The following is a 13,446-nucleotide window of genomic DNA, read 5'->3' as shown; positions in this document are numbered from 1 at the left end:
GCTGCGGGTCCGTTTCCGCCGTGCTTTCCTACCGGGAATTTTGGTGCCCGGCTTTTCACCGGGATCCTTCTTTGTATGGGTATAATCCTTCGAAAACTTTTCCGGCTTCCCGGAGGCGCCGACATCGGGCCGTCCGTTGTTCCGTCGGGTCTTTCTCCGCCGTTCAGGCTCTCTCCGATTCTCTTTGTTAAAAACGGGGCGACCAGCGCCCCGCTTCTTCTACTTCCGGAATCCTTTTATTTACCGAGGGATTTTGCCTGTGCGTCCTGCAGTTTCTTCGCTACTTCTTCCGGCTTGCCGCCCATCAGAAGCTCCTGAATGCCGTTGTTGATCACTTCGGAAGCCGCCGAGGAAAGCTGGGAATCATAAACCGGCGTACGTTTTACTTGGCCGACAAGGTCGTTCACTTTCGCGAAAAGAGTGGAAACTTTGCTCTTATCGAGCTCGACTTTATAGGCGACCAACTGGTTGGACTCCAGCGTGCGCTTCTGCGCTTCCGGTCCGGCCATCGCCTGGATCAGCTTGTCAGCCGCTTCTTTCTTCGCGCCCTCCACTTTCTTGTTGAGGCCCAGGCCTATGCCTACAACGCCGGAGAGGGATTGCGGATCGCCTTTGCCGTTAGGAACGGAAGGCAGCACCGTGACTTCGATGTTGTTCAACGCTTCCGGCTGCGCGCCGTTGGTCAGGTTGGTCAACGCCCATCCGCCGTCGATCATCATAGCCGCTTTGCCTTGTGCAAACATTTGCTCCATTTGCGTGTTGTCGATGGAGTTGAAGCCTTCCTGGAAAGCTCCCGCCTTGCCGAGATCCTGCAGCGCTTTCAGAGCGGCTACGAATTCGGGATCCGTGAACTTCGCGCCGTCCTGCGCCGCCGCTTTCATAAACCATTCCGTACCTGTGTAACGGTCGGCCAGAGAGCTGAGGATACTGGACTGCGCCAGCCATGCCGCTTTATTGCCCAGAGCGATCGGGGTAATTTTCTTGGATTTGAACGTTTCGACGGCTTTCATCATTTCATCCCAAGTTTTAGGTACCGTTAAGCCGTTATCGTCAAAAATTTTCTTGTTGTAGTAAAGGATAGAGGTCGGGGACAACGACATCGGAATGCTGTACACTTTGCCGTCTACCGTAAAATCGTCGAAGGAGTTCGGAAGGAAACCGTTCTTCCATTCCGGATTTTTGTCGAGCAGATCGCCCACAGGCTGAAGCAAGTTACCGCTTACAAATTCTTTGGTCATAGCGCCCGGCCACATTTGGAACAGATCCGGCATTTCGTTTGCCGCTGCAACCGTTTTCAAACGCGTTTTATAACCGTCCGGCGGAATGGCCTGTACTTCAAGTTCTACATTCGGGTTCGCCTTTTTGTATTCTTCGATGATAGCCCGCATCGTTTTGGCGCGCGCGTCTTCACCCGTAAAGTTGTGCCACAGGGAAAGCTTTACTTTCTCGGTTCCTTTAGCGGCGTCGCCCGTGCCCGTTGCTGCCGGCTCTTTGCTGCATGCGGATAACAATGAGAGTGACAGAATCAACGCAATACCTGTTTTTGCCGTTTTTTTCATCATGTGTAACCCCTCCTTATCTCTATTCTTTTTTAGTATAAAAGGGGACAGCCATTGTCAAAAGGGGGTTGATTTCGGGGATAGGGTGGGGTAAATTCAGCCCTTTTATACATTACCCCCATCCTATACCTGGAAAATAGAAAGACCCCGGCGATGCCGGCAAGCATCACGGAGCCTTTATTTTAAACACCGGCAAGACCGTGTGCATCCGGGCCGCCTGCCATGAACCGGACTCCACGAGCGCATCGATCCACTGCATTCGAAGGCCTGAATGTCCCGGCTTCCGGCGTTGCGTTATCCGCGCTTCAAAGCACAATCCGGCCAGCCGCCGGGACCGGGCCCCGCGCTTACTGCTTGCCTTCGCGTCCCGCACGGAATTCCGTCGGCGTCTGTCCCGTATATTTTTTGAAGAGCTGGCTGAAATATTTAATATCCTCGTAACCGACCTTCTTGGCCACCTCGCTGACCTTGACGGGGGTCTCGCTTAATATTTCGGCGGCACGGCGGATACGCTCCCTCATGACGAATTCAATGTAGTTTACGCCCGTTTCCCGTTTAAAAACTTCACTGAAATGATTCGGATGAACATGAACGTGTCCCGCCACCTGCTGAAGAGTCAGAGTCCGGTCGAGATTATCCTGGATGTAGCCTATCGCCTTCTTGATATAAAGAACGCCGTCTTCCGACACGTATTGATAATAGGTTTCCATAATGACGCGCAGCCGCAGGTACAGGTTCTCCTGGAGATCGCCCTGCCCTTCGGTACCCGCTCCGTCTCCCGCAAGCGGATCTCCCTGAACGCGTATGGCCGGGTCCTTCTCGGGCAAGCGGGGAAGCTGCGGCATGCCGAGCGCCGCGGCCGTCCGCTCCAGCCAGCGGTGGGCCGCGACGACTAGCGAATCCGAGTAGGCTTTCAGCGAAGCGGGCGTTGCCCCGGCATCGGCGATCTCGCCGTCCAGCGCCTTCTGCACGAAGCTGCGCAGCTCGATCGGGTTGCCGTTCTTGAGGAGAATCGTCAGGCTGGATTCTTCCTCCTTCGAGCAGACCGTGCGCCCGCCCTTCCGGCCCTTCACCGCTTCGTAGGCAAGCAGCGTTTCCGCTCGCGCGAAGCCGCGGAACGATGCGGTATAGACCGCTTCCCGGTAGGAGCGGGGCACCTGCCCCAGCCCGGTTACCCGCGAGCCTGCGGCGGTGAACAGCACGCACTTGAGCTTGTCCGAGACGCGGCCGAGCCTGCCCCGCAGCGCATCCGCGTCTCTGCCGTCCGCCCGGAGCAGAACGACGATGTCGTCTCTGCGCCGCAGGGTCTCGCAGGGCAGCAGCTCGCCGAGCATGTTGTCGACGGCGAACTGGAGCAGGCTTCCCGCCGCGCGGCTGTCGCCCCAGCCCTGCACGCTGATCAGGATGACCTGCAGGCACACGCCCGCGGACGCTTCCGGCAGATGAGGAAGGCCGAGCTTGGTCAGCACCTGGGGCACCTGCTCCAGCGAATCGGCGTCGTCGATGCCTTCGGTCACCAGACGCTCCAGCAGCCTGCTGCGGAAGGCGCCGCGCTGCATGTTGTCCGCCTTGCGGGCGTCCCACTTGCTCACAATCCGTTGCTTCGCTTTCATCACGGCCCGGATAATTTCTTCCGGCCGGCTCGATTTCAGCAAATAATCGCCGATGCCGCCGCGGATAGCCTGCTGGACATAAGCAAAATCGTCGTAGCCCGTCAGCACGATAATTTCACTGTCCGGGAGCATTTGTTTTATCTTCTCGGACATCGTGATTCCGTCCATGCCGCCCATCCGGATGTCCGTCAGCACGATATGGGGATGCTCGGCGGCTGCGCGTTCCAGCGCTTCTTCCGCCGACTCCGCGGCCGGAAGCAGGCGGAAGCCCAGCTCCTCCCACTGAATGACCGTGCTTAAGCCGGTGCGGATAATGACTTCGTCATCGACAATCAGAATATTCATATTGTCCCCGCCCTCTCCACAATCGGTATCATAAATGTGATCACCGTGCCTTCTCCCACGATACTGCGGATATGCAGCCCCGCCTCGCTGCCGTAATGAAGCTGGAGTCTGCGGTGAACGTTGCGCAAACCGTAGCTGCCCGGCACGACAGGCTCGTCCGCGGCCGACAAGGCCGCCCGGATTTCGTTCAACTTATCGGGCTCGATTCCGACTCCGGTATCTTCCACCATAAAAGTCAGCTCCGTGCCCATCCGCTGCGCGTAGACGCGGATGCTGCCTTTTTCGCGCCGCTTCTGAATGCCGTGTATGAGCGCGTTCTCAATGAGCGGCTGAAGCAGCAGCTTCAAGACCGGCTTCTGGCGGATATCCGGGTCCACGACAAACTCGATATCGAATTTGTCCGGATAGCGGACGGCCTGGATGGCGGCATAGTGCTCCGCGTGGGAAACTTCCTGCTGCACCTCGCAGTATTCCGCCCCCTTGTTCAGGCTGAACCGCAGAAAATCACTGAGGTGGCCGACCATCTCGGCAATTTTCATATCCTGGCTCATCAGAGCCATCCAGTGGACCGAAGAGAGCGTATTGTACAGAAAATGCGGATGAATCTGCGCTTGAAGAGCGAGCATGTCGGTCTCCTTCTTCCGCGCTTCGTTCAGCTTCACCTGCTCGGTCAGCCGCTCTATCCGGTCGCTTAGCCGGTTATAGCTCCGCATCAGCTGTCCGACCTCGTCGGCCGACGTGACCGGAAGAGCTTTCATAGGTTCCTCCGGATCGGTATCCTTGAGGAAGCGGGTCAGCATAAGCAGCGGCTTCGTCACGCGCTGGACGAAGAAAATGACGAGTGAAGCGACGAGAACTACCGCGATCGCAACGGCCGCCGCCGTTAAGAGCAGCACGTAACGGTTCTGCTCGCGGAAGTTTTTGTACGGCATAGTACCGACCAGCTTCCAGTCCACGCCGGGCACCGTATCGTACAGAACCGTGTTCCTGTCGGCGCCCTCTCCCACATTAAAGGAACCCGAGGTCCCTGTTATCGCGGGCATTCCCGGCATCCATTCGGACAAGGGGCGGTTCAGCCATTCCATGCCGGCACCGGCGATGATCTTGCCCTGTTCGTTCACAAGCAGGACGCTGCCGCCTTCGCTGATGTTCGATTTTTGCAAGGTGTCGGCAATCACTTTCTGATCCAGGCTGATCGTGAGGCTGCCCAGATGGGCGAACGTATTCACGCTGCGGATGGGCCGCACGAGGGAAATCACCGTTTTCTCGCCGATCGTCGTCTGGTTCTTATACATCGGCGTCCACCATTTCGGACGGTTTCCGGGTTCGGCGTCTTTGGGTCCCGGCCAGTCGGGCATGCCGGAACTGACGATGCTGGTATTGGATAAAGAAGGCAGGTCTCTCGCCGACTCTATCGTAATTTCGGCAATATAAGGTTTCGAGAACGCCAGGTTGGTCAGAAACCCTATAATAATGGTGGGCCTTAGCGCATCCCATTGGGTATCGGACAAATACTGCTGCACGTCCCGCTGCCCGATCAGAAAGATGGACATATTTTCTACGTCCTGGACCATAAGCTCCATGTTGGTCCTCATCTGGGTCAGAAGCCCGAAACCGGACTGCTTCGCCTTCTCTTCCGTTACCGACGAAGCGATTTGATAAGAAAATATTCCGAAAGACAACAGCGGAATCCCTATGGATACCAGCATCAGAAATGATAGTTTCCGCTTCAGCGAACGATCCAGCCAGCGCCTCATTGTCTATCCCCCGCTTGATAAGTTGTTCAGATCATGTCGAAACATACAGATAGCACCATCCTAACATACATTTCGGTCCATTATCTTAACTTTTTAAGCCTTTCCGCGAGCCAGACAATTTCCAATTATGCCGAAAAAGGGTATAATGGTAGAAACGTCCGAGTTTTTCGTCTACTAAAAATGTGGTATCGGCGATGCCTATAAAGGAGGTCACCCTATCATGAATCATGAGGAAACGGGCAGACGCCTTTTTCAAATGGCGGAGAATTTAGCGGAGTATGTGACTCAGCTTCAATACAAGCAGCAGCCGGATCTTGTGGAACGGTTCGGCGAGCGCGGACGTTTGCTGACGATTCAAGACTCCGGTTACAGCATCAAGTACTTGGCCGAGAGCGTATATATGAGAAGTCCCGACTTGTTCAATCACTACACATCCTGGATGACGGAGCTGCTGTCCGGCTACCAAGTGTCCAGGGAAGATTTGGCGCTGAATTTCCAGATGATCGAACAAGCGATTAACGCTCATTTCGGGGAAGCGGATCGCGCACTGATCGGCGAGTACCTCGAAATCGGACTTCATCAGATTCAATGCGCCCAGACTTCGGAAACTTTCCTGCCCGAAGAAGGGCCTTTCTCGGAAACGGCGATCGCTTATACCGAGGCTATCCTGCGGGCGGACCGCCGCGAGGCGTTGAAGCTCATTTTAACGAAGCTGGAGGAAGGCATGGCTATAGCCGACCTGTACCTCCATGTCTTTCAACCGTCTCAACGAGAAATCGGCCGGCTGTGGCAGACCAATCAGATTACCGTCGCGCAGGAACACTTGTGCACGGCTGCCACACAAATGATAATGTCGCACTTGTATCCGCACTTGTTTGCAACCGAGCGCAGCGGTAACACGATGGTGGCCGCCTGCGTGGGACAGGAGCTGCATGAAATCGGATTACGCATGGTCGCCGATCTCTTCGAACTGAACGGTTGGGACACCTACTATCTGGGCGCCAATGTCCCTACGCGCAGTTTGATCCGCACCCTTGTCGAGAAGAAAGCACAGCTAGTCGCCATCTCGGCGACGATGACGTTTCACGTGCATCTGGTGGAAGAGCTAATTGCCGAAATCCGCAGCAGTGAAGCAGGACAATATGTGCACATTCTGGTGGGCGGACTGCCGTTCAATATTGACCGCGATCTCTGGCGCAAAGTCGGAGCGGACGGTTATGCGAACGACGCGCAGGAAGCCATTCGGCTGGCGGACCACTGGAAACACCACCGTATCGGAAACGAACTAGCCCGGTCCAACTGAGACCGTTCGTTTACCGAGGAAGGAGGATTCTACGTGGATCCCAATATGAAAACAGAGGATGAACGCCTGGAAATCGCCCATTATCGCCAAACGATCGAGAAGCTTTCCCAGCAGGTCATTCAGGCAAGACAGCGCGAAGAACAAGCCCTTACCCAATTCAGCTCCCTGAACAACGAACTGGTTACGCTGCAGAGACAGCTTTCCAAAACAAATGTAGAGCTGGTCCAGTCCAAAGCGGAGGCCGAAAGAGCCAACGAGGCGAAAAGCATGTTTCTCGCCACCATGAGCCATGAAATCCGCACACCCATGAACGGCATTCTCGGTATGGCCGAGCTCCTCGCCGACACTCTGCAGACCGAAGAGCAGAAACAATCCATAGCCATTATTGAAGAATCCGCATCGCTTCTTCTGACGATCATTAACGATATACTTGATCTTTCCAAAATCGAGGCCGGCCATATGCAGCCGGAACCGGAAACCTTTGAGGTCCGGAAACTCCTGAATCACGCTCTGAGACTTCTGGAACCGAACGCTTCCCGTAAGCGAAATAAGCTGAGGGGGACCGTCGATGAATCCGTAGGCCAATTTCTGACCGGAGATGCAGGAAGAATCCGACAAATTCTGATTAATTTAGCGGGAAATGCCATAAAATTCACCGACGGCGGCGAGGTTCACATCCGGATCCGCCTGCTGCAAAGCTCGGCCGGCTCTCAGACTTTGCGCTTTGAAGTAACGGATACGGGTGTCGGTATCCCGGAAGAACACGTTAATCGCGTGTTTGAACCGTTTTACCAGGCTCATACCCAGCGTGAGGACGCCCAGAAGAGCACGGGCCTCGGACTGTCGATCTGCAAGCGGCTTGTCGAATGGATGGAAGGACGCATCGATGTGACGAGCAAGGTGGGCATCGGCTCCTCCTTCTGGTTCGAGCTGCAGCTCGCGATTCCGTCCGAAGCGGAATACCGGCAGGAAGCGGCGGCCGCTCTGCAGACGTCCGGAAACGGCATAGGCCCCGCCTTCACGGACGAAGAGCGGAGTCAGCCGCTCCTGCTCGTCGAAGACAACGCCATCAACCGGCAGGTCGCCCTCCTCCAGCTTCAGAAGCTGGGCTTTATGCACATCGACACGGCGAGCAATGGCGAAGAAGCTCTGGAAGCGCGCTCCCGCAAAGATTACGCGCTCGTGCTGATGGATTCGCAGATGCCGGTCATGGACGGACTCCAGGCGACTCAGCTCATCCGCGAATGGGAGAATGCCCGCCGGCATCCGCGGAGCGCCATCGTCGCCCTGACGGCAAGCGCCATGCAGAGCGACCGGTTACGCTGCCTGGAGGCCGGGATGGACGACTTCCTGACGAAGCCGATCCAGCTCTCGAAGCTCCAGTCCGTCATCCGCAGATGGCTTCCCGCCGGTCCGCCCGAGCCCCTGAGCGAGCATGTGCTTATCCCGGAGGTAATCCGGGAGCTTAACGGGCTGGATGAGCCCGGCTCTCCCGGCGTGCTGGCTATGCTGCTCGGCATGTACCAGGAACAGACGCCTTCCAAATTGAATCAGCTTGAAGAAAAAATGCGGGCGGGCGATCTGACCGCCGTCCAATATATTTCGCACGACCTTAAATCGACAAGTCTTAGCCTTGGAATCGATCAATTTTCGAAACTCATCGAGAAAATCGAAACTCAGGCCAAGAACGGAAACGTTCATCTATCGGGCACCATCTTTAAAGAGCTGTGGCAGGCGTACGATAAAGCTTGCCGGGAACTCAAAGCACTTCTCTAAATTTCCTAAAATAGCTGTCTAAAGGCTGGCGGAGAACGATATGAAATGTCGAAAACAAATGAACCTACCCTGAATGGCGTTTAAACTTCCCAAAGTTTGAACGCCATTTTCATTTTGCCGAAGGAGGATTGCCCATGAGATACGGAATATCACCCATTTGATTATCTCCCCGCTTCATTAACAGATAGCGGAATAACGCAATATTATAGATAGCGGGGGATATCATTGAAAAACGAACACATACAAAAAGCGGCGGACTATTTGTCGGACAAGTACGAAGGCCATTCGGTTATCCTCTATGGCTCCTATGCGAACGGGGATTATACAGACGAAAGCGATCTGGATCTCATGATCTTCTCGGATTTTAACTTCATGAGAAACGACACCTCCCGGCTAGACGGCCTGCTGCTCGATGCCTGGATTCATCCCACATCGTCCATGGACGATCCTGTCCGTTTTCTGCATATTCATGATGGTGTAATTGTGACCGACAGCCGCGGGCTGGCTGCTCCTTTTCTGGAGAAGATTCAAACCATATTCGCGGAAGGACCGGAAAAATTAAGTCCGGAAGAGGCCGATTTTCAGAAGGCTTGGCTTCAAAAAATGCTGAAACGGGCTGGAAAAGGCGACACCGAGGGCGATTTCAGGTATCACTGGATGCTCACGGACAGCCTGGAAATTTACTTTAAGCTCAAAGGCCGCTGGTATTGGGGACCCAAAAAGTCTCTGAGATGGCTGGAACAGCATGAACCCGGCACTTATCTGCTTTTCAAAAAAGCTCTCTCCCCGCTCGCCGGGCAACAGGATATCTCGAAACTTATCGGGCATATCGTCGAGAGCTGACCTGAAACCTGACAAGGGCGTTCGGCAGAACGTCCTTGTTTCGGATATCCGGCGTAAAGCAGGGATATGTCTCCGCTTTTCAGGGCAAGGATAAGTATTCGGAACGGCTGCGTTTAAGCCGAAATACGGAGGAATTTGTGTTCCCGGTCCGCAGCCTGTAAAATTTATACCAACCGTACCTTTCGAAAACCCGGCAGACTTTCCGGCCGGTTAGGAGGATTTATTTTGATTGTGGATATAAAAAACATGAAAAGCTGGGCGCATTTTCTGCTCACCTACAAATTTGCTCTGGATGAGGTCGGCACCAAGCTGCAAATCCTGAACGAAGAGTTCCAGTTCATTCACGATTACAACCCTATCGAGCATATGAAAACGAGAATCAAAGCGGCCGAGAGTATCGCCGCCAAGCTCAAACGCAAAAATCTCGAAATCACGATGGACAACACCCGCGCCTATATCCGTGACATTGCCGGCATCCGCATCATCTGCTCGTTCTCGACCGACATCTACCGGATTCATGACATGATCTGCGGCCAGAACGATGTGCGGGTTGTCCAGACGAAAGACTATATCAAGCATCCGAAGCCCAACGGCTATCAAAGCCTTCATCTTATTATTGAGATTCCCGTCTTTCTCACCAACCGGATCGAGCATGTGCCCGTGGAGATCCAGATCCGCACGGTGGCCATGGATTTCTGGGCAAGCCTGGAGCACAAAATCTACTACAAATACAACGAAGGCGTGCCGGCCGAAATTCGTCAAGAGCTTAAGGACACTGCCGATCTGATCGCCTCGCTGGATGCCCGGATGCTTGCGCTGAACAACGAGGTGCAGAGTCAGAAGGCGCTCGTTAAACCGGAAGCCTGACCGCCGACCCGTTCCGAGGTTTCCGGGCCAAGCGGTGCTTTAGTGAGATTCGGACCTGTGTACGGCGGCCGCCACCGCTTTCTGAACGAGCTCGGATCACGGAATAAGGAACACGGACAACGGACACTTTGCCGGTATCGACAGCCCGCACTTTCATCTGAAGCAGGAGTGAAACCATGGTATCGTTTATACTCACCCTTAAAAGACTCGTCAGCGGTTTATGGCACGCTTTTAAAGAAAAAGATTTTCAAGTTCTGTTCGTGCTGATTCTGTTGATTCTTATGTCCGGCACGATTTTCTACACGCAGGTGGAGGGGCTCTCCGTCCTGGATGCCCTTTATTTCTGCGTGGCGACGCTGAGCACGGTCGGACATCCGGAGTTCGTTCCCCATACCGAGCTGGGTAAAATCTTCACGATCATTTACATCATTGCCGGTACCGGTCTATTCCTGGGGCTGATTCTGCGGGTCGCCTACGGTATTATGACGAGCAAAAAATAAAACCCGTTCCTACCCGTGCGGTGAAAAATACCGTAGGTAAAAGCCGCTTTCGCGAGAAGGCGGCTTTTTGCTATACGGCCCGCCCGTAATAAAGAAAAACCCCGTCCTCCCTTGCGGGAAAACGGGGCTTGGCACTTCATTTATTTAATCATGGCAAAAATATCTTCATAGGTCAGACTGGACGGAATGATTTTGTTGGAGAACGGTTTGTTATCCTCCAGGTGGTACTCGCGGAGCGCATCGGTATCTTTCAGCATGTTACCCGTCAGAATGCAGGCCACGGTCTCGTCCTTGTCCACAATCTGCTGGGAAACCAGCTTGCGCAGACCCGCTACCGTCGCCGCGGAAGCAGGCTCGCAGCCGATACCGGACGCGTCGATAACGGCTTTCGCGTTTAGAATCTCCTCGTCCGTGACGGATACGGCAACGCCGTTCGTCTCCTGGAGGGTGCGCTGCGCTTTGCGCCAGCTTGGCGGATCGCCGATGTTGAGGGCCGAGGCTCTCGTGTACGGATTCGGCTCCGCTTCCAGCGCCGTTTTGCCCTCCGCGACCATCTTGTAGAAAGGACTCGCGCCCTCCGCCTGCACGAGCGCCACGCGCGGCAGCTTATCGATCAGACCGAGCGCATAAAGATCGGAGAGCCCTTTGCCGAGAGCGGAAACATTGCTCAGCGCGCCGCCGGGCACGAAGATCCAGTCCGGCAGCTTCCAGCTCATCACCTGCGCCAGCTCGTACACGATGCTCTTCTGGCCTTCGATGCGGAACGGGTTGATCGAGTTGCAAATATATAAACCAAGCTTCTCGCTGCTTTCCTCCAGAAACTTGATGCCGTGGTCATAGGTTCCTTCAATAGAGAAAATATTAGCGCCGTAAGCTAACGTTTGCAGCACTTTGTTCAGGGAAATGTTTTTGTTCGGCACGAACACGTAAGATTTGCGGCCCGCCAGAGAGGCATACATCGCAAGAGAAGACGACGTGTTGCCTGTGGAGGTGCAGGTAAACCGGTCGTAGCCCAGGGAACGGCCATGCGTAACCGCAACGGTCATACCGTTGTCCTTGAAGGAACCGCTCGGATTCTCGCTCTGAGCTTTAAGCCAGACGCTTCTTGTCCCCGCGTAAGAGGCAACCGCATCGCTCCGGTACAGCCCCGTGTTTCCTTCGTATTTGGTCACGATCGCCGAATCTTCCACTTCCGGGAAAATCAGTTCTTTATAGCGCCATACTCCGCTTGCATAAGGGGAAAGTCTGTCGGAAAGCCGATTGTGGAAACGCTGCTTCAGCTCCTCGGCGTCCAGACCGGTAAAGTCCTGAGAGATATCAAGCATTCCATTGCACGTACAGGTATAACGGAATTCGGCAAACACCTTGTTGCACTCAACGCAGACAAATTTCATCGCGGTTCGATAGACTAGCGCCTATCTTCCTCCTCACAAGATTAGATTTATCGCCTCATAAGAGTGGCGGACATACCAGGACGGGTCAGCTTTTAGTTCTACGTCAGATCTAGACCGGAATGATTAACCAATGCGATCTTTTGTGGTATTTTTGCATACTCTATGAAAAAAATCAATCATTTCCGCTCAGAACGCGCCTCCGATTTCATTTTTGTAATGAGAGATATCGGCGTGCAGAACGATCCGCGGAACACCGTCCTCCAGCTCCACCTTGCATAGGCAGGTCGGATGGATATAAGGAAGCTCCCACAAATCGCGAAGATCGCGGCCTTCGAAATGCGCCATGATCAGCTTGAGGGCAACCGTATGAGTCACGATCAAAATGCTTTTGCCGGGATTCTCTTTCGTGATTCTCAAAATCTCTCCGACCGCTCTCTCCCTTACGTCCTCATACGATTCGCCTTCACCCGCGCGAAATTCATGAGGCGCTTTCCAGAAAGCATGATGACGCTCGGGCTCGCGCTGCTCGATATCCGATAAACTCTGCCCTTCCCACTCCCCGAGGTTCATCTCTCTGAGGCTGTCCCGCTGCGCAATGTCCAGCTTACGCGCTCCCCGTATAATCTCGGCTGTCCGGACAGCCCTTGGGCTTGAACTGGAATAGATGCGGTCCAGCGGCACCTCCGCCAGCGCTTCGCCCAGCCAGACCGCTTGGGTTTCGCCGAGAGAGGTCAGCGGAGAATCCTGATGCCCCTGCATTTTTCGGAGCACGTTCCATTCGGTCTGCCCGTGACGGGTCAAATATAATGTCGTTACTGCCATTTTGTGTCCCTCCCGTTATTGTTTTCATCCTTTGTAATCTGCCGCCTTTATCTCTAGCTTGCCGTCTTTAATCGGAAGCTTTGCCGAACCAGCCCCAATTGCTTCAGCTTCTACCCCGCCGGAGCTTGGGCAGATTGGGCAGGTCCGTCCGCCAGACGTTTCTCGAAACAGATACTCGCTTCACTGCCGATATATTCGCCGTACCTGTCGATTTCCGCATAGCCGTGCTTCTTATAGAAATGGAGGGATTCCGGCTGTTCCGGGCCCGTTTCCAGTTTGACCGAAGCGAAATTCCGCTCCCTTGCCCGTTCTTCCAGAAACGCGAGCATGCGCCCCGCGGCTCCTCTTTTGCGATAATCCCGTTCCACAAAAAAACGCTTAAGCTCCGTGCTCTCCGCATCAAGCGGTCGTATTCCCCCGCAGCCGACCGGCCGGTCTCCGTCATAAGCGACCACAAAAACAGACTGATCCAAACGGGGATCTTCCCGGTCAAGGCCGAAAATATCCTCGGCGGGATAGCGCTGAAGCAGCTCCTCGTCCAGTTTATCAATCAGCAGCCATAGATGTGGATGTTTGGCGTCCACGTGTTTTAAAGTAAGACTCTCCATCATGCGCACTCCTTTTCTTTCTCCGCCGGGTTTCCTGCAAGTTTTTACATGTATCCCGT

Annotated in this window: 11 protein-coding genes; 5 read left to right on the top strand and 6 right to left on the bottom strand. The window is 54.5% G+C overall.

The window, feature by feature from the left end:
* Positions 1-236: 236 nt before the first annotated feature.
* The 3 genes from C4S74_RS16540 to C4S74_RS16530 all read right to left on the bottom strand — a co-directional run bounded on the left by C4S74_RS16540 (position 237) and on the right by C4S74_RS16530 (position 5,274).
* Positions 237-1,559: an extracellular solute-binding protein gene (locus C4S74_RS16540; protein ID WP_374755405.1), complete on the bottom strand. Its 1,323-nt coding sequence runs from the start codon at positions 1,557-1,559 to the stop codon at positions 237-239.
* A gap of 347 nt (positions 1,560-1,906) precedes the next feature.
* Positions 1,907-3,517 carry a response regulator gene (locus C4S74_RS16535; RefSeq protein ID WP_103996401.1) on the bottom strand — a complete coding sequence of 537 codons (1,611 nt, stop codon included), beginning with the start codon at positions 3,515-3,517 and terminating at the stop codon, positions 1,907-1,909.
* A complete protein-coding gene (locus C4S74_RS16530; RefSeq protein WP_103996400.1) occupies positions 3,514-5,274 on the bottom strand; it encodes a sensor histidine kinase in 1,761 nt (586 codons plus the stop codon). Before C4S74_RS16530 ends, C4S74_RS16535 begins: the two co-directional genes overlap by 4 nt.
* Before the next feature lie 220 nt (positions 5,275-5,494).
* On the opposite strand from C4S74_RS16530, the gene C4S74_RS16525 reads away from it, so the two are divergent.
* The 5 genes from C4S74_RS16525 to C4S74_RS16505 all read left to right on the top strand — a co-directional run bounded on the left by C4S74_RS16525 (position 5,495) and on the right by C4S74_RS16505 (position 10,563).
* Positions 5,495-6,577 (top strand): B12-binding domain-containing protein, encoded by a 1,083-nt coding sequence (locus C4S74_RS16525; RefSeq protein WP_103996399.1) that lies wholly within the window; start codon positions 5,495-5,497, stop codon positions 6,575-6,577.
* A gap of 33 nt (positions 6,578-6,610) precedes the next feature.
* Entirely contained in the window at positions 6,611-8,353 is a 1,743-nt protein-coding gene (locus C4S74_RS16520) for an ATP-binding protein (protein WP_103996398.1), read from the top strand.
* A 225-nt stretch (positions 8,354-8,578) separates the two neighbouring features.
* Positions 8,579-9,196, top strand: coding sequence for a nucleotidyltransferase domain-containing protein (locus tag C4S74_RS16515; RefSeq protein ID WP_103996397.1), 618 nt, complete (start codon positions 8,579-8,581; stop codon positions 9,194-9,196).
* A 246-nt stretch (positions 9,197-9,442) separates the two neighbouring features.
* Complete coding sequence (locus C4S74_RS16510; protein ID WP_181024459.1) at positions 9,443-10,063, top strand: GTP pyrophosphokinase family protein; 621 nt, start codon at positions 9,443-9,445, stop codon at positions 10,061-10,063.
* A gap of 176 nt (positions 10,064-10,239) precedes the next feature.
* On the top strand, positions 10,240-10,563 hold the full coding sequence (locus C4S74_RS16505; RefSeq protein WP_103996395.1) for a potassium channel family protein: 324 nt from the start codon (positions 10,240-10,242) through the stop codon (positions 10,561-10,563).
* A gap of 140 nt (positions 10,564-10,703) precedes the next feature.
* On the opposite strand, the gene thrC is transcribed toward C4S74_RS16505, so the two are convergent.
* The 3 genes from thrC to C4S74_RS16490 all read right to left on the bottom strand — a co-directional run bounded on the left by thrC (position 10,704) and on the right by C4S74_RS16490 (position 13,387).
* On the bottom strand, positions 10,704-11,957 hold the full coding sequence (gene thrC / locus C4S74_RS16500) for a threonine synthase (RefSeq protein WP_103996394.1): 1,254 nt from the start codon (positions 11,955-11,957) through the stop codon (positions 10,704-10,706).
* A gap of 186 nt (positions 11,958-12,143) precedes the next feature.
* Positions 12,144-12,779, bottom strand: coding sequence for a histidine phosphatase family protein (locus C4S74_RS16495; protein ID WP_103996393.1), 636 nt, complete (start codon positions 12,777-12,779; stop codon positions 12,144-12,146).
* 110 nt (positions 12,780-12,889) lie between these two features.
* Entirely contained in the window at positions 12,890-13,387 is a 498-nt protein-coding gene (locus tag C4S74_RS16490) for a GNAT family N-acetyltransferase (protein WP_103996392.1), read from the bottom strand.
* Between the last annotated feature and the right edge of the window lie 59 nt (positions 13,388-13,446).

The organism is Paenibacillus sp. UNC499MF (genome assembly GCF_900107975.1).
Taxonomy (GTDB): Bacteria; Bacillota; Bacilli; order Paenibacillales; family NBRC-103111; genus Paenibacillus_F.
This window is presented reverse-complemented; position numbering and strand designations above follow the sequence as displayed.